This is a genomic window from Streptosporangium sp. NPDC000396, from assembly GCF_042898655.1.
Lineage (GTDB): Bacteria > Actinomycetota > Actinomycetes > Streptosporangiales > Streptosporangiaceae > Streptosporangium.
The window spans coordinates 1-19,114 of record NZ_JBIAZA010000029.1 but is presented as its reverse complement, the minus strand read 5'-3'; the positions used below and the strand labels follow the sequence as shown (position 1 = coordinate 19,114).

Here is a 19,114-nt window from a genome sequence, read left to right as displayed (position 1 = left end):
CAGTTGCGTCTCCGTCTTTCGCTGGCAGCGGTCGCGGTCGTGGTCGCCCTCATTGGAAGCCTGGTGCTGGTGTTCGGCCGGGAGGGCGGCGCCTGCTCGGGGCGGGACCCGGTCCTGGTCGACGTCGCCGCCGCGGTGGACATCGCGCCGACCGTCATGGAGGCGGCCGGGCGGTTCAACCAGAGCAAGACGGGCGTCGAGGGCCGGTGCGTCCTGGTACAGGTCACGGAGCAGCCGCCGGCCACCGTGCTGCGCACCCTGATCGGTGACACCGCCGGGGTGCTCAGCGAGCGCCCCGACGGCTGGATCGCCGACTCCTCGGCCTGGATCCGGCTCGCGCGCAAGCAGGGCGCCGGAGACCTGGCGGGCACCGAGACCGTGATGGCGACCTCGCCCCTGGTCTTCGCCACCCGCAAGTCCCTCGCCCAGCGTTTCGCGGTCGACAAGACCGACATGAACTGGCGGATGGTCTTCCCGGCGACCACCCGCGGGCGGATCAAGCCCACCGAGAAGGAGCCCGACGTGGTCCGCGTCCCGGACCCCTCGCTCGCCGGGGCCGGGATCGCCACGGTGGCCGCGGCCAGGGACGTCGTCGGAACCGGGCCGGAGGCCGACCGGTCGCTCACCGCGTTCGTCCGCTGGGCCCAGGCGGGGTCGGCGCCCGACTACCGGACCATGCTCGCCGCGGTCGACGACCGCTCCTTCTGGAAGCGCCCGGTCGTCATCGTCCCCGAGCAGAGCGTGTGGGTGCACAACCGCCTGCCGTCCGGCGACCCGGTGGTCGCGCTCCACCCCCGCGAGGGGACCATCAACCTGGACTACCCCTACGTGGTCACCTCGGCCGACAGGGCGAAGGCGAGCGGGTCGCGGGCCTTCGCCGCGTGGCTGCGCTCCCCGGAGACCCAGGACGCCGTACGGCGGGCGGGTTTCCGCTCGGCTGACGGGACCCAGGGACCGTACTCACCCGGTCCGGACATTCCCACCGAGGCACCCCGCACCCGCCCGACCATCCTGCCCCAGATGATCGACGACGCGCTGGAGGCGTGGAGCAGGCTGGCCCCGCCGACCAACATCCTGGTCCTGGCCGACACCAGCAGGCACATGGCCCAGCCGATCAGGGGGGAGAGCGGGAAGTCCAAGCTCACCGTCGCGCTCGAAGCGGCCCGGCTGGGCCTGCAGCTGTTCCCCAACTCCACCCAGATGGGCATGTGGGAGTTCGCCGCGGCCAAGGGCCGGAACCACCGCGAGCACGTACGGCTCGGCCCGATCATGGAGGCCGACGGCGGCCAGGTCATCCGGCGCAGCCGCCTCGAAGAGCTCACCCGGACGCTGCGCGCCGACCCGAAGCTGTCCAGCTCCCTCTACGACGCGATCCTCGCCGGGTTCCGCGAGGTGACCGACGCCTACGACGAGAAGATGAACAACACCCTGCTGGTCATCACCGCGGGCAGGGACGACGGCACGGGCATGTCGAGCGGCAAACTGCTGCGGGCGCTCCGCGAGGAGTGGAATCCGCAGCACCCGGTCCAGATCGTCGTGCTCGCCTTCGGCGACGACCTCGACCGAGCCACCCTGGCCCAGGTGGCCGGTGTCACCAACGGCTCCCTGCACGTCGCCCAGCAGCCCAGCGAGATCATCGACGTCTTCCTCTCGGCCCTGGCCAGACGTCTGTGTCACCCCACCTGCCGCAGGACGCCGTGATCACCTCGGCGGGTCAGTCGAGGACGGGATAGTTGCTGCGGAACACGCCGTGAGGGTCGCGGGCGCGCTTGACGTCGCAGAGCCGGGCCAGGACGTCGCCGGGGAAGGCCGCCGCGGCCCGTTCTCCGGCTCCCAGGAAGGTGTGCGGCTTGCGTCCGCTGGTGTGCGGCACGAGCGCGCGGGCGATCTCGTCCTGGCGGGCCCGTACGGCGTCCCCGAGCTCAGGGGTGGCCGAGACACCGATCATGGAGATCGAGTAGGGCTCGGCCACGTGCCCGCAGGCTCCGCCGCCCTGAGCCGGGCGGGCCAGGGCCCCGCCCAGATGGCGCACCTGCACGCTGACCAGCGGGTCGATGGGCCCGGCCAGCAGCACCGCCGCCACCTCGTCGTCCAGGTCGGTCAGCAGCTCGCCGCGGAACAGGGCGGGGCCCGGGTCGGTCGGCTCGGCGCAGATGTCGCCCAGGTCGGCCACGGGAAGCGAGCCCCGGTTGTCCATGATCACCCCATCGATCTTGTCGAGGGGGCGCAGCAGGGTCTGGGCCTCGCCGGTCTCGCCCAGGAACGTGACGTCCACCGTCACCACGGCCCGGCCGCGCAGGAGGTCGGGAAGCTGGGGCAGCGGCGGGAAGTTCAGCAGGTCGAACCAGGCGGTGAGCTCCTCGGGGGCCTCGGCGGTGATCTCCCGGAAGGCGGCCAGCACCTCGGGGGCCCGCTCGGCGGGCCACATCATGCGCCCGCCGTACAGGTGGGGCGCCGGGTGCAGGTCGAACTCGACGGCGGTCACCAGCGCGAAGTCGCCGCCGCCGCCGCGCAGCGCCCAGAACAGCTCGGCGTCGGAGTCGGCGGTCACCCTGGCCCGGGAGCCATCGGCGTCGACGACGTCGAAGGCGCGGACGCTGTCGGCGGCGAAGCCGTGGCGGCGGCTGAACCAGCTCAGCCCGCCGCCGAGGGTGTAGCCGACCACGCTGACCACCGGTGAACTTCCGGCCAGCCCGGTCAGGCCGTGCGGGCTCGCGGCGGTCAGCACCTCGCCCCACTTCACACCCGCTCCGACCCGGGCCGTGCGCGACTCGGGCCGCAGCTCCAGGCCGTCGAGCCGCCCGGTGCGGAGCAGGATCACGTCCTCGACGTCACCGGTCGCGCCATGGCCGCTGGGCTGGGTGGAGACGGTCAGCCCGGCGAGGCGGGCGTAGCCGACCAGCGAGGCCACGTCGTCGGCGTCCACGGCTTCCACCACGGCCCTGACCGGCTGGTCCACAGCCAGGTTCCACGGCCGCCTGGCCTGCTCGAAGCCCTCGTCACCGGCGACCAGCACGCGTCCCTGGACAGCGCGCCGCAGGTCGTTCTCGAATGTCACGGTCAATCCCTTTTCGTCGCCCTCGCTTTTGCGTTGCCTCTACTCTGACGTACGCGGTTTGGACGCGACTTGAGACTGACTTGAAGTCCGTTTTCAGGTCGACCTCAAGTCCCGATGACGTTCGGCTGGATCCGGAAGACGCGCTCGCCGTCGCCGCGCCTCTCACCGGCGCGGGCGGCCAATCGCACCGGTGCGGCTAACGGGTGACGATGAAGTCGGCGGCGTTCCTGGGCGCGCGGTCGCGGGGCGGGGCGGCCGGGCGGCCGATCGCCACGGCACCCATCGGGTCCCAGGCCGGGGGCAGGTCGAGCACCTCACGGACCACCTCGCGGCAGAACATCGTGGAGGAGACCCAGGCCGATCCCAGGCCCTCCACCGCGAGCTGGACCAGGAAGTTCTGCACCCCGGCACCCGTCGCGACCACGAACATCTCCCGCTCGGCCGCGTTGCGCCGGTCGTCGCGGTAGGTGTGCGAGCCGTCCATGACCAGGCAGGGCACCGCGAGGTACGGCGCCGCGCGCAGCACGTCTCCACGCTTGACCCGCCTGGTGATCGACTCCTCGGAGAAGCCGTCGCCGCGCAGGTCGGCGATCCACGCCTCACGCATGGCGTCGAGCAGTTTCTCCCGAATCTCGGCCGACTCCAGGAGGACGAACCGCCAGGGAGTCGTGTGGTGAGGGGCGGGGGCGGCGATCGCCGCGTCCACCGCCCGGCGGACCTTGGCGCCGTCCACCGGCTCGTCGGAGAACTCGCGGATGGTCCTGCGGGTGAAGACCACGTCGCGCGAGCCGTATCGGAACATGTCCTCCTCGGACTGGCGGACCAGCTCGCGGATGCCCGGGCCGTCCTCCTCGGTCGTGTACTCCGCCATGCCCCGGATCACCGCCACCGGAGTCTGCGCGAGCTTGCCCTTGACCAGGTCTCCGGCCGCGGCGAACTCGTCGGCGACCGCGGTCAGGGTGACTTCCAGCGCGTTGCCGTGGTCGTCGGACAGGCCCCGGTAGTCGAGCGCGGGGGTCACTCCGGCCACGCCGATCGCGAGGTCGGTCTGGCCGTTGCGCCACGGGCGGCCGAAGGTGTCGGAGATGATCACGCCGACCGGCACGCCGAGCCGTTCGCGGATGCTCCTCCGGATGGCCACGGCGGAGGCGTCCGGGTCGACGGGCAGCAGCACGACGGTGCCGGGTTCGGTGTTGGAGGCGTCCACTCCGGCGGCGGCCATGACGAACCCGTGGGTGGTCTGCGCGATCACCGTCTCGCCCCGGCGGGCGACGACTCGCTGGGTCTCGGCGGTGATCGCCTCGTTCCGGCTGACACCCCGGCGAACCCGGCCCTCGGCCTTGCTGGAGATCTTGGAGGTGACCACGAGGATGTCGCCGGCGCGCAGGTCGGGTACGGCGGTGGCGATCAGCTCGCCTATGTCGTCGCCCTCCTGCACCTCGGGAATCCCGGGAGCGGGGAAGATCTCCACCCTGGCCTCGGGCCGTTCCTCCCGCACGCGGCGGATCCTGCTCACTGTGCTTCCTCCTTCTGCGACTCGACGTCCCGCGATCCGGCGGGTGCGGCCGTCTTCCCCGAGGAGGCCGCCAGCTCCGTGGCCAGGTCGAGGGCCGCCCTGGCGATCGCCGCGGCGGACTCGACGTCATGCATGATCAGGGGGCGGGACTCGACGCGGACGCCGTCGAGGTGAACCCCCGCGTCCTCTTCCGCGACCAGCCAGCCGTTCACCAGAGGCGCGCCGTACAGCTCCAGGACCGCCTGGGCGGTGGTGTCCACGCCGATGGCGGTGAGACAGGCGTCGGCCATGCCCCGGACCGGGGCGCCGCCGACGATGGGGGAGACGCCGACGACCGTCTTGGACACGAGGGCCTCGCGGATGCCTTTGATCTGAAGGATCGTGCCGATGCTGACCACCGGGTTGGACGGCGGCAGGATCACCACGTCGGCCTCGGCGATGGCCTCCAGCACGCCGGGGGCGGGACGGGCCTGGTCCGCGCCGACCAGGATGATCTGCTCGGCCGGGACGGAGGCGCGCAGCCGTACCCACCACTCCTGGAAGTGGACGGCCCGGCGGCCCCGCTCGTCGGAGATGACCACGTGGGTCTCGGTCCGGTCGTCGCTCATCGGGATCAGCCGCACGCCCGGCTTCCAGCGCGCGCACAGCGCCTCGGTGACCGCCGACAGCGGATACCCGGCGTCGAGCATCTGGGTGCGCACGATGTGGGTGGCGAAGTCGCGGTCACCCAGGCCGAACCACTGCGGTTCGACGCCGTAGGCGGCCAGTTCCTCCTTGACGACGTGCGACTCCTCCTGGCGACCCCACCCCTGTTCCTCGTTGATGCCGCCGCCGAGGGTGTACATCACGGTGTCGAGGTCGGGGCAGACCTGGAGGCCGTAGAGGACGATGTCGTCGCCGGTGTTGCCGATGACGGTGATCTCGGAGTCGGGGGCCGCGGCGAGCAGACCGCGCAGGAAACGGGCGCCGCCGATTCCGCCGGCGAGGGACACAATGCGCATGCCATCCAGTCTTCCACTGACCCGCACGTACCCGTCCGAAGTCCTGTGGCCCGGATGGGAGCGGTCTTGTCTTGATCGTTACGAGGGCTGTCTCCGCTGGCAGGTGTGCCTTAACGGATGCCCGAAATATACGCCAATGTGATGTAATGAAACTCTTTTGAGACTTATGGGCCTGCTGGGACTCCCGACGCTGGAGTCAGCCATGTGCAAAACTGGCCCGGGTTTACCAAAAGACCCTATGGGGGTAGTTGTGATCAATGTCGAGGCCGACCGGCTCCGAGAACCGGCCGCGTGGCTCATGGTCGCCGCGGCGTCCGCGGGCGTCCTTGTCGGCATCGAACGGCTACTGTTCGGGGTGTCGTCGTCCTTCGGGTCGTCCTTCGCGACCCGCGCGGCCGGCTACCTGGACGAGCTCGCCTCGCCCGTGGCCGCCGCGCTGCTGGTCGGAGCCATGCTGCTGGCCAGCCACTTCGGCCCGGTGATCGGGCGGCTGAAGCTGATGGCGCAGGTGGCCTCGGGCACGCTCGCGCTGTCGACGTTGTTCGGCACGATCGGTCTGCTCGGCGGCCTTTTCGCCGGCCGTACGGACTTCCGCGAGAGGGTGGAGTTCCTCCTCGTCAGCACACCGGCCCTGGCCCTCACCGTGATCGCCCTGCTCTACCTGCTGCCAAAGGCGATCTCGGCCAAACCCCAGGCCGGCGGCTTCGGGGCCGAGGGCGGGTTCGGCTCGCTCCAGGAGCAGCGCCCCTACGAGCAGTACGCACCCCCGCAGGGTGGCCAGGCCTATGCCCAGGGCGCCTCTGTCCCGCAGCCGGGTTTCCCGCTCCAGGACCAGGCACCGCAGGGCGGGCACGCCTCGCAGCCGGGCTTCCCGTCTCACGACCACGCCCCCCAGGGGGCTCCTGTCCCGCAGCCGGGTTTCCCGCTTCAGGACCAGGCCCCGCAGGGCGGGCACGCCCACCCGCAGCAGGCCCAGCCCGCCCCCGTCCCGCAGCCTCCCTACGCGCTCCCGCCCGCGCCCAGCTCCACCGCGGCCTCCGAGAAGTACGGCCAGCAGCAGGCGCAGGGCTACGCTCCGCAGACGGGCGACGGCTACCCCCAGGTCACGCCGCCGGTGGAGAGCCAGCCGAGCCAGCCGTACGGCGCCCAGCCCGCCTCCTACGCTCCCGCTCCGGCCGCTCCGGCCCACGCGCACCCCGCCCCGCAGGTGCTGTCCGCCTCTCCCACCCCGGCGGAGACCTACACCCCCAGCCCATACGTGCCGGCGGACGTCCAGCCGCCGGCTCCGGCCAAGCCGTACGAGCCGGCGGCGGCCTACGAGCCCCCGATCTACGCCGCCCCCATGGAGCAGCCCCAGGCGCAGCCGCAGTCGCAGGGCTACGCCGACGTCCAGGTTCCGGGCTACGCCCAGCCGGCCGACGCTCAGCTTCCGGGCTATGCCCAGCCGGCTGACACCCAGCTTCCCGGCTACGCTCCCCAGCCTGAGCAGCAGGTTCCCTTCTACCCGGCGCCGTCCGAGGCTCCGGCGTCCGCGCCGTACGCACCGGCCGACAGCCACCCGCACGCGTCGTTCGACAGCCAGCCGCAGTCGTCCTTCCCGAAGCCGCCGGAGAACTACGGCCAGCCCTTCACCGGCTACTCCGGCGCGGAGTTCGCCCCGCAGACCGAGCCCAACCTGCACTACCCGGCCCCCGACCCGGTGGACCCCCGCTCCCAGCAGATGGCCCAGGCCTACCAGCAGGCGGAGAGCTACCAGCAGCAGTCTCAGGGGACCGAGCCGCAGCTGCGCGTCCCGGAGTACACCAGCCCGCAGGCGAGCCAGGCGAGCGGGACCTACGACGACCCGTTCGGACACCCGCAGACCCCCCAGGTCCCGCAGACCCCGGCTCCGGCGCAGCCGTACCACCAGCAGTCCGCTCACCAGCAGGCCGGTCATCACTGGGAGTCACCGGCCGAGACGACGCTCCGCTTCGACCCCAACGCCTACCAGGGTGATCCTCTCAGTGATCCCAGTCTCTCCCTGCGGCCGTGGGACTCGCAGCCTGCGATAGACCCCACCGCGATATACAAGCCGGAGCGCTCGGTTCAGGTCACGGGAGAGGAAACCCCCGATAGAGAGAGGGTGGGCCCCGGTCAGGAGCAGAATATGTCCTGGTACGGTTCCGACCGCCGAGAGCACTGAACCCCCAGGCGATCGTCACGATCGCCTGGGCAATTGCCGTCGTGGCAGGCACACGACTCAGAACCGGGGAGAGCAGGTCTTTCCCCGGGATACCGGCATGCCGCTTGACGCCACACCGGACACGCGCGTGTAATTACACACGTGTTGTTACGCCTTCCTCAAGGTGGGTAAGAGGGATGCGTTCATAGGGGGGCTCCATTTGCGAGCGGCAGGGAGGTGTGCAGTGGCCGACCTGGTCATCGCACAGGACAGCATCGCTGAAGAGCAGCTTGGCTGGCAGGAACGCGCTTTGTGCGCGCAGACCGACCCGGAGGCGTTCTTCCCGGAGAAGGGGGGATCCACTCGGGAGGCCAAGAAGGTTTGCCGCTCTTGTGAGGTGCGTGCTGAGTGCCTTGAGTACGCGCTTGAGCATGACGAGCGGTTTGGCATCTGGGGTGGACTCTCCGAGCGGGAACGCCGCCGGATCAAGCGTGAGGCAGTCTGACAAGAAGTTATGGCGCTCGTTGCGGAGCGCTTGACGATATCCAGGGGTCACGTGATCGTCGGTCACGTGACCCTTTTCTCATGCACGAGACATAGGTAGACATAGGTGCCGTATCGTTGTCGCGCCAATCATCACCCCTCCTGAACCACGGGACGCATGTCCATCACCGATTCCCCCCGTCTCCAGCACACCGTCACCGCGATCGTCGTGTCCCATGACGGCGCCCGCTGGCTGGGCGAGACCCTCGACGCGCTGCTCAGGCAGACCCGGCCGGTCGACCGGGCCGTCGGGGTGGACAACGGCAGCCGGGACGGCAGCGCCGAGCTCCTGACGAGTGCCCTCGGCCCGAGGGCCGTGCTCACCCTCCCGCGCTCGACGAGCTTCGGCCAGGCCGTCGCCGAGGTGCTGGACCGGCTCGGACCCGCGGAGGGGCGAGAGTGGATCTGGCTGCTCCACGACGACTGCGCGCCGGACGCCCGAGCCCTGCAGGCCCTGCTCTGGGCCGCCGACCAGGACCCCAAGGCCGGGGTGCTCGGCCCCAAGCTTCGTGACTGGCTGGACAGGCGGATTCTGGTCGAGGCCGGTGTCACCGTCGACCGGACCGGCCGCAGGGACACCGGGCTGGAGTACCGGGAGTTCGACCAGGGGCAGTACGACGGGATCAGGGACGTGCTCTCGGTTTCCACCGCGGGGATGCTGATCCGCCGGGACGTGTGGGACGAGGTCGGCGGTCTCGACCCCTTCCTGCCGCTGTTCCGCGACGACCTCGACCTATGCTGGCGGGTCAGGAACGCCGGCCACCGGGTGCAGAACGTCACGCAGGCGGTCGCCTGGCACGCCGAGGCCGCCGCCCGGCGGCGGCGCCGCATCATCGTCAGCGGGGACCACCCCCGTCGTCTCGACCGCCGCAACGCCATCTTCGTGGTCATGGCGAACCTGCCGTTCCGGCAGCTGCTGTGGGCGCTGGTGCGCAACCTCGTCGGCTCGGCCTTCCGCACGCTGCTGTTCCTGGTGGCCAAACAGCCGGCCAACGCGCTGGACGAGGCCGTCGCGCTCGGCTCGGTGCTCGCCCATCCCAGCCGCATGATCAAGGCTCGCCGCGCCCGTGCCCGGGGCCGTAAACAGAACTACACGGCGATCAGGCGCCTGCTCACACCGCCGGGCGCGGGCTATCGGCGGCTCATGGACCGGCTTCAGAGCTACCTGTCCGGGTCCGGCTTCGTGGAGTCGGCCGGCCGGCACCACGCCGTGGCCGCCGCGCAGGAGGACGGCGAGGAACTGCTCACCGACGCCGGGGCCATGCAGCGGATCTTCGGCAACCCGGGCGTTCTGCTCTTCATGGCGCTGGCCGTGGTCACCCTGATCGCCGAGCGCGCGCTGATCGGCGGCACCAGGCTGGGCGGCGGCGCGCTGGTCCCGGTGATCGGCGGTGCCTCGGACCTGTGGGAGCTCTACGTCGAGAGCTATCACCAGGCGGGCCTGGGCAGCGACGCGTGGGCCCCGCCGTACGTCGCGGTGCTGGCCGCACTGTCCACGGTGCTGCTGGGCAAGACCTGGCTCGCGGTCTCGGTGCTGTTGCTCGGCTGCGTGCCGCTGGCCGGGTTCTCGGCCTACGCGGCGACCCGGTCGATGATCCCAAGCCGGTGGACCCGTATCTGGCTGGCCTCCTCCTACGCGCTTCTCCCGGTGGCCACCGGCGTGATCGCCGCCGGACGGCTCGGCACCGCCGTGGTCTTCGTGCTGCTGCCCGTCTACGCGGCGCTGGCGACCACCCTGCTCGTGGGCGAGAGCCGCCGGGCCCGCCGGGCCGCCTGGGGCCTCGGTCTCCTTCTCGCCGTCGGCACGGCTTTCGCGCCGCTCGTCTACCCGCTCACGCTGGTTCTCGGCGGGCTGGCCGCGCTGGCCTTTCCCCGCCGGGGCGTCGTCATCTCCGTGATCATCGCGTTCGGCGTTCCGGTGGTGCTGCTGTTCCCCTGGCTGGCCCAGATCGTCAGGAACCCGGGCCAGCTCCTGCTGGAGGCAGGACTGCACCAGCCCGCTCTGGTCGACGCCGCGCTGCCCGCCCAGTCGTTGCTGCTTCTCAGCCCCGGCGGCCCCGGCATGCCGCCGCTCTGGGTGACCGGCGGCCTCATCGCCGCCTGCCTGGCCGCGCTGCTGATGCGCCGTAACCGGATGATCATCGCGATCGGCTGGGGTGTCGCGCTCTTCGGCGTGCTGGTGGGGATCCTGGTCAGCCGGACCCCGGTCACCTCCCTGAACGGCGACGCCCAGGCCCCGGCGTGGCCGGGTGTCCCGCTGGCCTTCGCCGCCACCGGCATGCTCGTGGTGGCCGCCCTCACCGCCGACAGGATCGTCGAGTTCCGGCTCGCGGGTGGTCTGCGCAGGATCGCCGCGTTCGTCGTCGTGGCGATCGCCTTCTCCACCCCGCTGCTCGCGGCGGGCCTGTGGATCGCGAAGGGCGTCGACGGCCCGATCAGCGGAAACGTGCGCGACGTGATGCCCGCGCTGGCCGAGGTCAGTTCGCGTAACGGCGAGCGGACCCTGCTCCTGCGCGCCCGGGAGAACGGCGTGACCTTCACCGTGCTGCGCGGCCGTACTCCGGTGATCGGCGAGTCCGACATCCCCGCGTCGCAGGGGGCACGGGAACGTGTCGGCCTGGCGGCGGCCGGACTGGTCTCCGGCAGGGGCGGCGACGACGCCCGCGTGCTGGCCGCCCACGGTGTGCGGTTCGTCGTGGTGGCCTCCCCGGTGAGCCCGGAGATCAGCAGCGCGCTGGACTCCCAGCCCGCACTGGCCAGGATGAGCCTGTCCCGCTCGCTCGGCATGTGGCGGCTGACCCAGCCGGTCGCCACGCCCCCGGCCCCGCGGGGCGACCCCTGGCACGGCCGTTGGCTCTGGGCCCAGGCCGTGATCGTGCTGGTCGTCCTGGTCCTGGCCGCCCCCGGTTCGCGGACCGCCGACGGTCACCCTCCGCAAGACCCGTCCGAGTCCGTCAGAGAGCTGGCCGCCCGGTGAAATCCCTGATCGAAAACCGGTTCAGTCTGCTCGGCCTGGTCATGGTGGCCCTGATCGCCCTGTACGGCGTGGCCTTCGCAACCCAGCCGAAGGCCGCGGTCACCCCCGCGCCCGGTCCCCGGAAGGTGCCCGTCGCCTCCGTGACGACCGTCTGCCCCGACCCCGCCGAGACCACCGTCAGCGTCGTCACCCCGCCGGGCGGGAAAGGCCAGGGCACCACGACGCTCACCACCGGGGGCACGACCGTGGACACCCTGAACGTCCCCGGCGTGCTCCGGCACGAGAAGGCCCCCGCCAAGTCGGGGCCGCTCACCGTGGCGGCCACCGGGAGCATGGCCGCCGGCCTGGAGTCGGCCCAGACCCGGAAGGAGAAGTCGGGCAAGCACCGGGGACTGGCCGGAGTGCGGTGTGTGGAGCCGGCGGCGAGCACCTGGCTGGTCGGACCGGGTCCGGCCGCGGCCGATGTCACGCTCCACCTCACCAACGCGGACCTCGCCCCGGCCACCGTGGAAATCATGGTCTACGCGGGCGAGGGCCCGGTGGTCGGCGACTCCGGCGGCTGGCTCACGCTCAAGCCGGGCGAGAACCGTACGATCAAGGTCAAGGACCTGGCTCCCTCGCCGCTCGTCATGGCGATCGAGGTGCGCACCAGCTCCAGCCGGGTCACCGCCGCGGCTCGGGCGATCATGAACGGCGGGCGGGGCGTCGACTGGCTGCCGGTCTCCGCCGCCCCGGCCACCCGGGTCGTGGTGCCGGGCATCCCGGGCGGCGGGGGCAGGCGTGAGCTGCTGGTCGCCTCCATCGGCGAGGCCGACACGCTGGTCGAGGTCCAGGCGCTGACCCCGGACGGAACCTACGCGCTCAAGGATCGCGAGCTGGTCGAGGTGGCCGCCGGGTCCGTCGCCACCCTCGACCTGTCCACCGGCATCGGCGGGCAGCCTTCGGCGCTCGTGCTCACCTCGGAGACGCCGATCGTGGCCGGACTGATCGTCACCGGGACCGGAAAGAAGAGCGACGTGGCCTTCACCGCAGGGGCGGCCCCGATCGACCTCGGCAGCGTGGTCGCCGACAACCGCACGGGCAAGAAGAAGAGTTCCCGGCTGCTGCTGTCCGCGCCGAACGCCCCGGGCAAGGTGAGCGTGCAGGTGCTGCCGCAGAAGGGCGAGGCACCGGAGCCGTTCGAGGTGACCATCACCGCCTCCCGCACCAAGGAGGTCAAGCTGCCCACGCGGGACGACGCCTTCGCGGTGGTCGTGCTGCCCCTGCCGGGCTCCGGCCCGGTGTACGGCGGGCGGGTGATGGACGAGCGGATCAAGGACGGCCTGGCGCTCACCATCCAGCCGCTGGCCGCCGCCCGGATGTGGGCGCTGGTTCCGCCGATCACCGAGTCCGTGGCGACCGTGCTGCCCTGAGCTGTGCTGTCCTGAGCCGTGCTGTTCTGAGCCGTGCTGCCCTGAGCCTGTGCCGTCCGGGGTCGTGTCGCCTGGGTCGTGTCGCCTGGGTCGTGTCGCCTGGGTCGTACCGTGCCGGGCTGTTCCGGATCCGGGCTGTTCTGGATTTGTGCCGTCCTGAACCCGTGCCGCCCGGGGTTCGCGCCGCCCTGAGGGCCCGGCCCCGAAACCTGGCCGCGGCTCAGTCGCGCTCGTCGTAGCCCGGGTCCACCGACTCCGGAGACAGGCCCAGGAGCCCGGCGACCTGCTCCACCACGGCGTCGTGCACCATCGCGCCGAGCTGGTCGCGATCGCGTGCCCTGGCCTCCAGGGGACGTCGATAGATGATCACCACGGCCGGGCGGTTGCCCGTGGCGGGCTCGGATCGGCCGAAGGGGATCGGCTCGCCGGAAAGCAGCCCCGGTCCGTCGCCCAGCTCGCTGGCCGGAGGCACTTCCTCAACCGCGAACTCCACCGCCGCCAGCTGGCTGCTCCAGCGGGGTTTGAGCCGGTCCACGGCGTCCAGGACGAGATCGTCGAAGCGCTCGCTGCGCGACTTGGAGATCGGCACGTGGGAGGGCGCCAGTGGGCCGCGCATGCCGCGACCGTGCCGGTCGCGCTTGCGGGGAGGGCGGGGTCCGCCGGGTGCCGAGCTCACGGGCCAAGCTTAGACGCGCCTGGAGCAAGGCAGGGAAGAGGTCGTGACAGGGGGCATAAGCCGTACAGGCGGGTGGAAGCGGGGACACGTGTCCGAATTGTGGCGACACGCTCGTTAAGAGCGCTCAGATAGTGGCGCCTCGGACGCTTACCGGATACGGTCCCACCGTGAGCCCCGTCCGCCGCTGTTCCCGCACCGCGTGCAGTCAGCCTGCCGTATTCACGCTCACGTACGTCTACGCCGACTCGACCGCCGTTCTCGGGCCCTTGGCGACGTACGCCGAGCCGCACTGTTACGACCTGTGCGCCGAGCATGCCGAGCGGCTGACCGCGCCTCGGGGCTGGGAGGTCGTCCGCCTGCCCACCGACGGCGCGCCGCCGAGCACGGACGATCTCGAAGCACTCGCCAACGCGGTCCGCGAGGCCGCCAGGCCCGCTCCGACGAATGGCACGGAGCCGGTCGGCCAGGGGGTCGAGGTTGGGCGCCGCGGTCACCTGCGAGTGCTCCGCTCCGCTCAGCCTCAACGCGACCGCTGATCCGGCCAGGGCCTGATTCTGTGGACCTCTCCGCCTGCCGCGGTCGCCCGGACGGCGCCCCGCGAGGCGGAGGGGGAGTCGTGCCCGGGGCGGCAAGCCCTCACGCCCTGCGGCGAACGCGGAGTTCGCGTAGCGTTTCCGCGGGACGGGGCGACGACATGGCAAGGCGCCGCCGGGGCGACCACAGTGGGCGGAAGATCTCAGGGACAGGGCCTAGGCTGGGGCCAGCAGACACGACACAAGGGGCGGAGCTGGAGTGGGCGACCTCGCCAAGATCTTCAAGGCGTACGACGTTCGCGGCGTCGTGCCGGATGAGCTCGACGAGGAGACCGCAGAGGCGATAGGCGCGGCCTTCGCGGAGGTGACCGGCGCCGAGACCGTCGTGGTGGCACACGACATGCGCGTCTCGTCCCGGCCGCTGGCAGCGGCCTTCTCCCGAGGGGTGACCTCGCGCGGGGTCGACGTGATCAACGCGGGTCTGGGCTCCACCGACCTGCTCTACTACGCGAGCGGGAGCCTCGCCCTGCCCGGCGTGATGTTCACCGCGAGCCACAACCCCGCCCGATACAACGGCATGAAGATGTGCCTGGCCGGTGCCGTGCCGATCGGCGGCGACACCGGGCTCGCCGAGATCCGCGACCGGGCGGCCGAGCTCGTCGCCTCCGGCGTCGGCGGCGACGGCGGCGGGACCGTGTCCGAGCGTGACCTTCTGGAGGGCTACGCCGACCACCTGCGCACGCTGGTGGACGTGTCCGGCATCCGGCCGCTGAAGGTCGTGGTGGACGCGGGCAACGGCATGGGCGGGCACACCGTCCCGGTGGTGTTCGAAGGGCTCCCCCTTGAGCTGACCGCCCTCTACTTCGAGCTGGACGGAAGCTTCCCCAACCACGAGGCCAACCCGATCGAGCCGGAGAACCTGCGCGACCTGCAGAAGGCCGTGCTCGACGTCGGCGCCGACATCGGCCTGGCCTTCGACGGCGACGCCGACCGCTGCTGGGTCATCGACGAGCGTGGTGAATCGGTCTCCCCGTCAGCGATCACCGCCCTGGTCGCGGCGCGCGAACTGGCCAAACACCCCGGCGCCAGGATCATCCACAATCTGATCACCTCCCGGAGCGTCCCGGAGATCGTCACCGAGCACGGCGGCGAGCCGGTCCGCACCCGGGTGGGCCACTCGTTCATCAAGGCCGAGATGGCCAGGACCGGTGCGGTCTTCGGCGGCGAGCACTCCGCGCACTACTACTTCAAGGACTTCTGGTCCGCCGACACCGGCATGCTGGCCGCGCTGCACGTGCTGGCCGCGCTGGGAGAGCAGGACCGGCCGCTGTCGGAGATCCTCACGGACTACACCCGCTACGCGGCCTCCGGAGAGATCAACAGTACGGTCGCCGACCAGGCGGGAGCGATGGCGCGGGTCCGCGAGGCGTTCGCCGGTCGTGACGGTGTCACCTTCGATAGTCTGGATGGTCTGACCATCTCCGGCTCTGGATGGTGGTTCAATCTTCGTCCGTCCAACACCGAGCCGCTGCTCAGGCTGAACGCCGAGGCGGCCGACGAGATTCAGATGGCAGCGATCAGGGACGAAGTTCTCGCTGTGGTAAGGAGCTGAACGAGTGAAGATCGACGAATGGCTGCTGGAGATCCTGGCCTGCCCGAGCTGCAAATCGCCTTTGCGCGTCGAGCCCGAGGCGGATGAGCTGTTCTGCACATCCGCCTCCTGCGGCCTGGTGTATCCGGTCCGGGACGACATCCCGGTGCTGCTGGTCGACGAGGCGCGAAAGTCGTGAGCTGGGAGCCCGATCGGCTCGACGATCAGCAGCAGCTGGCCGACGGTGATCCGTCGGGCATGCTGCCTGCGGTGGCGGCCTCGGCGGCGCAGGTCCGCACCTCCTATCGAGCCACGCGGGAGACAGACCTCTCGTCGTTGGTCAGGGACGGCCGTCCCCGGGCCATCGTGGTCGCGGGCATGGGGGGCTCGGGCATCGCCGGTGACATCCTGAACGCGGTGTGCGGCTACGGCGCTCCGCTGCCGATCGTGACCGTGCGGTCCTACCGGCTGCCGGGCTGGGTCGGCGGCACCGATCTGGTGATCGCGGTCTCGTGTTCGGGGAAGACCGAGGAGACACTCGCGGTGGCGACGGAGGCCGTCCGCCGCGGGTGCCGCCTGCTCGTGCTGGGCAGCCCCGGCTCGCCCCTCCACGCGATCGCCCAGCAGGCGGGCGCACCGTTCGTGCCCGTCGCCTCGGGAGGGCAGCCGCGTGCCGCGGTCTGGGGGCTGTCGGTTCCGCCGATCGTCGTCGCCGCGGAGCTGGGTCTGGTCCAGGCGGACGGCGACGTGTTCGAGAACGTGGCCAAGCGCCTGGAGGATGTCGCCCATCGGTGCCGCCCGACGAGCGAGTCGTTCATCAACCCCGGCAAGTCGCTGGCTCTGGAGATGGCCGAGACGGTGCCGATGATCTGGGGGTCCTCCTCGCTGGCCGCCGTCGCGGCCTACCGGTGGGCCTGCCAGCTCAACGAGAACGGCAAATACCCGGCCATCTGGGGTGAGATTCCCGAGGCTAACCACAACCAGGTGGTGGCGTTCGACGGCCCGCTGGCCACGCGTGACATCTTCGCCGACGACGCCGGGCGGTCACTGCGCCTGTTCGTGCTGAACGACGTGGAAGAACATCCGCAGGTGACGCGGCGGCGCGAGGCTTCGATTCGGTTGGCGGATGACCGTGGTGTGCGGGTGACCCAGGTCGCCGCCGAGGGGACGCATCCGCTGGAGCGCCTCGCGACATTGATCGAGCTGGGCGACTACGCGAGTACGTACCTCGCCCTCGGGTACGGGATCGACCCGACCCCCGTATCGGCGATAACGGAACTGAAGGCGAGAATTTCCCAATAGGATCCTGTCTGGTCTTTTTCGGATATATGAGGCGGAGGCTGTCGTGAGCGCGGGCGGCGGTACTAAGGCAATCATCGCGGCGTTGGCCGCCAACCTCGCGATCGCGGCGGCCAAGTTCGTGGCCTATCTGATCACGACGTCCTCGTCGATGCTCGCCGAGTCGATCCACTCCCTCGCCGACTCGGGCAACCAGGTGTTGCTGCTGGTCGGGGGTAAGCGGGCGGAGCGGAAGCGGACCCCGGAGCATCCCTTCGGCTACGGGCGGGAGCGCTATTTCTACGCCTTCGTCGTGGCGGTCGTGCTGTTCACGATCGGTGCGCTGTTCTCCCTCTACGAGGGCTGGCACAAGATCAGTGACCCGCACCCGGTGGAAACGCCCGTCGTGGCCTTCGGGGTGCTGATCTTCGCGATCGTCGCCGAGTCGTTCTCCTTCCGCACCGCGATCAAGGAGTCCAACGCGATCCGCGGCAGCCAGTCGTGGGTGCAGTTCATCCGCCGGTCCAAGTCGCCGGAGCTTCCGGTCATCGTCCTGGAGGACCTAGGCGCCCTGGTCGGCCTGGTCCTGGCGCTGTTCGGCGTGACGATGGCCGTGGTCACCGGCAACGGCGTCTGGGACGGCGTCGGCACGATGGCGATCGGCGTCCTGCTCGCCGTCATCGCGGTCATCCTCGCGATCGAGACCAAGTCGCTGCTGATCGGCGAGGGTGCGGGCCCGGAGGTCCTGAGGCAGATCTGCGACGCTCTGGAGAGCACGCCCGAGGTCGCCCGGGTCATCCACATGCGCACCCTCCACCTGGGGCCGGAGGAGATCCTGGTCGCCGCCAAGATCGCGGTGGACCACGACGACACGGCCGCCGAGGTGGCCCGCGGCATCGACGAGGCGGAGCAGCGCATCCGGGCCGCCGTGCCGGAGGCCCGCGTCATCTACCTTGAGCCCGACCTGGACAGATCCAAGGTCAACGGCTCCGTCTGACCCCCCAGATCACGGCCCCTGCGAGCTCCGGATGAGCGATTCCGGAGCTCGGGACGGTTGAGGGGTGAGCTGCGCCGGACGCCCTCCTCTACTTCACCGCGAAGAGAACCTCTCCTCACTGACGATCCGCCCGTCGCGCACCGTGTAGACACCGATCGTGGAGTCGGCGGTGAACCGCACGGCGAAGCGGTCGCCGCCCGCCTGCAGGTACGGCCCCTCGACGGGGCCGCTCACCTGCCCCGAAGTCAGCAGGTGCCGGGTGATCGCGTCAGTCTCGCCCTTGTTGGCCAGACTGACGAAGGCCAGCCCCACCCCTTCGGCCGTCGGCTCCACGAACGCGGGAAGATAGTCGAGTATCCACTCCCGATAGGACGTGGCCGGGCGCCCGAGGATCTCCCGGATCGCCGGGACCACCGGCTCGGGCCGTGCGGAGACCTCCTTCATGGCCTTCACGACGGAGTCCACGTCCTCCGGCGGCACCCACGCGAGGAACCACTCCCTGGCCTGCTCCGGCGGGATCTCCTCCACCTTCGTCACCGGCCTGCCGACCAGCTCGCCCACGATGCTGATCCGTTCGGCGCCGGTCATGAGCTCGTCGCCGGTCAGCATCGGCGTGGCCGTGTTCAGCAGGTCGTCGGTGAGCAGCGCGTGCACTCCCACCGCCGCCAGGTCCTTGGGATGTATCTGCGACCGCGCCCAGCTCAGGAACGGCCCGCGGACCACGCCGTCCGTGGGCACCGGAGTCCCCAGGTCGTTGCTCATGTGCCCGCCGGACCGCAGGAACGTCCACTCCTTGGCGTGTTCCCTGATCAGCCGCTCGATCCGGGCGTGTGAGGCGTTGTCAGCGTCGCCGTGGGTCTCCGAACCGGCCGACGACAGATAGACGATCCTGCGCGCCTGTGCCGCCAGCTTCGGGATCACCACGTTCCGCGAGTGCTCGGTGAACATCGTCGGCCACACCAGGAAGATCTTGTCGACTCCCTCCAGCGCCTCGTCAAGAGAGCCGGGATCACCCAGGTCCCCCTTGACCACCCGCACCCCGTCGGGGAACGTCGCCTGCTCCGGATTTCTGCTCAGCGCCTTGATCGTCACCCCGCCGCGCTCGTGCAGTTGCCGTACCACATGTCCACCGGTGTGACCGGTGGCCCCGGTCACCAGAATCGTCTCATGCATGACGCCGACGCTACGGTCGCCCCCATGACGCCAACATCAGTCGAGGGGGGGGTGGTGGGGGGGGGGGGGGGGGGCGGGCGGGGGGGGGGGGGGGTGGCGGGGGGGTGGGGGGGGTGGGGGGGGGGGGGGGGGGGCGCGGGCGCGCGGGGGGGGGGGGGGGGGTTAGCCCTTGTCCGCCGGGGGCGCGTGGCCTCCGCC

The 19,114-nt window shown here is 71.0% G+C and carries 15 protein-coding genes; 10 read left to right on the top strand and 5 right to left on the bottom strand.

Annotated features, from left to right (window positions below; genetic code table 11):
* The first annotated feature begins 3 nt into the window (after nucleotides 1–3).
* Nucleotides 4–1,701, top strand: coding sequence for a substrate-binding and VWA domain-containing protein (locus tag ACFY2X_RS35675; RefSeq protein ID WP_389947350.1), 1,698 nt, complete (start codon nucleotides 4–6; stop codon nucleotides 1,699–1,701).
* Between the two features lie 13 nt (nucleotides 1,702–1,714).
* Here the strand turns inward: ACFY2X_RS35675 and ACFY2X_RS35670 are convergent, their stop codons facing one another.
* From ACFY2X_RS35670 to cofD, 3 genes are all read right to left on the bottom strand, one after another.
* Complete coding sequence (locus ACFY2X_RS35670; RefSeq protein WP_389947348.1) at nucleotides 1,715–3,058, bottom strand: FAD-binding oxidoreductase; 1,344 nt, start codon at nucleotides 3,056–3,058, stop codon at nucleotides 1,715–1,717.
* Between the two features lie 196 nt (nucleotides 3,059–3,254).
* Nucleotides 3,255–4,565 (bottom strand): coenzyme F420-0:L-glutamate ligase, encoded by a 1,311-nt coding sequence (locus tag ACFY2X_RS35665; RefSeq protein WP_389947512.1) that lies wholly within the window; start codon nucleotides 4,563–4,565, stop codon nucleotides 3,255–3,257.
* A gap of 5 nt (nucleotides 4,566–4,570) precedes the next feature.
* The gene (gene cofD / locus ACFY2X_RS35660) at nucleotides 4,571–5,575 is read right to left on the bottom strand and encodes a 2-phospho-L-lactate transferase (protein ID WP_389947346.1); all 1,005 of its coding nucleotides are present in this window, start codon (nucleotides 5,573–5,575) and stop codon (nucleotides 4,571–4,573) included.
* Between the two features lie 238 nt (nucleotides 5,576–5,813).
* On the opposite strand from cofD, the gene ACFY2X_RS35655 reads away from it, so the two are divergent.
* The 4 genes from ACFY2X_RS35655 to ACFY2X_RS35640 all read left to right on the top strand — a co-directional run bounded on the left by ACFY2X_RS35655 (nucleotide 5,814) and on the right by ACFY2X_RS35640 (nucleotide 12,668).
* Complete coding sequence (locus tag ACFY2X_RS35655) at nucleotides 5,814–7,757, top strand: hypothetical protein (RefSeq protein ID WP_389947344.1); 1,944 nt, start codon at nucleotides 5,814–5,816, stop codon at nucleotides 7,755–7,757.
* 223 nt (nucleotides 7,758–7,980) lie between these two features.
* Complete coding sequence (locus tag ACFY2X_RS35650) at nucleotides 7,981–8,241, top strand: WhiB family transcriptional regulator (protein ID WP_012888122.1); 261 nt, start codon at nucleotides 7,981–7,983, stop codon at nucleotides 8,239–8,241.
* A 156-nt stretch (nucleotides 8,242–8,397) separates the two neighbouring features.
* A complete protein-coding gene (locus ACFY2X_RS35645) occupies nucleotides 8,398–11,256 on the top strand; it encodes a glycosyltransferase (RefSeq protein WP_389947342.1) in 2,859 nt (952 codons plus the stop codon).
* On the top strand, nucleotides 11,253–12,668 hold the full coding sequence (locus ACFY2X_RS35640) for a DUF5719 family protein (protein ID WP_389947340.1): 1,416 nt from the start codon (nucleotides 11,253–11,255) through the stop codon (nucleotides 12,666–12,668). Before ACFY2X_RS35645 ends, ACFY2X_RS35640 begins: the two co-directional genes overlap by 4 nt.
* A gap of 220 nt (nucleotides 12,669–12,888) precedes the next feature.
* On the opposite strand, the gene ACFY2X_RS35635 is transcribed toward ACFY2X_RS35640, so the two are convergent.
* A complete protein-coding gene (locus ACFY2X_RS35635; RefSeq protein ID WP_389947338.1) occupies nucleotides 12,889–13,284 on the bottom strand; it encodes a metallopeptidase family protein in 396 nt (131 codons plus the stop codon).
* Between the two features lie 227 nt (nucleotides 13,285–13,511).
* Between ACFY2X_RS35635 and ACFY2X_RS35630 the strand changes: the two genes are divergently transcribed.
* The 5 genes from ACFY2X_RS35630 (at nucleotide 13,512) to ACFY2X_RS35610 (ending at nucleotide 17,743) form a co-directional block, all read left to right on the top strand.
* Entirely contained in the window at nucleotides 13,512–13,880 is a 369-nt protein-coding gene (locus ACFY2X_RS35630) for a DUF3499 domain-containing protein (protein ID WP_271216885.1), read from the top strand.
* A 256-nt stretch (nucleotides 13,881–14,136) separates the two neighbouring features.
* Nucleotides 14,137–15,489 (top strand): phosphomannomutase/phosphoglucomutase, encoded by a 1,353-nt coding sequence (locus ACFY2X_RS35625; RefSeq protein ID WP_389947336.1) that lies wholly within the window; start codon nucleotides 14,137–14,139, stop codon nucleotides 15,487–15,489.
* A gap of 4 nt (nucleotides 15,490–15,493) precedes the next feature.
* On the top strand, nucleotides 15,494–15,667 hold the full coding sequence (locus ACFY2X_RS35620) for a Trm112 family protein (protein WP_389947334.1): 174 nt from the start codon (nucleotides 15,494–15,496) through the stop codon (nucleotides 15,665–15,667).
* Complete coding sequence (locus ACFY2X_RS35615; protein ID WP_389947333.1) at nucleotides 15,664–16,770, top strand: bifunctional phosphoglucose/phosphomannose isomerase; 1,107 nt, start codon at nucleotides 15,664–15,666, stop codon at nucleotides 16,768–16,770. Before ACFY2X_RS35620 ends, ACFY2X_RS35615 begins: the two co-directional genes overlap by 4 nt.
* Nucleotides 16,771–16,813: 43 nt before the next feature.
* A complete protein-coding gene (locus tag ACFY2X_RS35610; protein ID WP_389947331.1) occupies nucleotides 16,814–17,743 on the top strand; it encodes a cation diffusion facilitator family transporter in 930 nt (309 codons plus the stop codon).
* A gap of 93 nt (nucleotides 17,744–17,836) precedes the next feature.
* On the opposite strand, the gene ACFY2X_RS35605 is transcribed toward ACFY2X_RS35610, so the two are convergent.
* Nucleotides 17,837–18,916: an NAD(P)H-binding protein gene (locus ACFY2X_RS35605; RefSeq protein ID WP_389947329.1), complete on the bottom strand. Its 1,080-nt coding sequence runs from the start codon at nucleotides 18,914–18,916 to the stop codon at nucleotides 17,837–17,839.
* Between the last annotated feature and the right edge of the window lie 198 nt (nucleotides 18,917–19,114).

What these genes read in the sequence shown, in the direction of transcription:
- cofD (WP_389947346.1), bottom strand. Translation starts at nt 5,575, where the DNA reads ATGCGCATTGTGTCCCTCGCCGGCGGAATCGGCGGCGCCCGTTTCCTG.
- ACFY2X_RS35655 (WP_389947344.1), top strand. Translation starts at nt 5,814, where the DNA reads ATGGGGGTAGTTGTGATCAATGTCGAGGCCGACCGGCTCCGAGAACCG.
- ACFY2X_RS35645 (WP_389947342.1), top strand. Translation starts at nt 8,398, where the DNA reads ATGTCCATCACCGATTCCCCCCGTCTCCAGCACACCGTCACCGCGATC.
- ACFY2X_RS35635 (WP_389947338.1), bottom strand. Translation starts at nt 13,284, where the DNA reads ATGCGCGGCCCACTGGCGCCCTCCCACGTGCCGATCTCCAAGTCGCGC.
- ACFY2X_RS35605 (WP_389947329.1), bottom strand. Translation starts at nt 18,916, where the DNA reads ATGCATGAGACGATTCTGGTGACCGGGGCCACCGGTCACACCGGTGGA.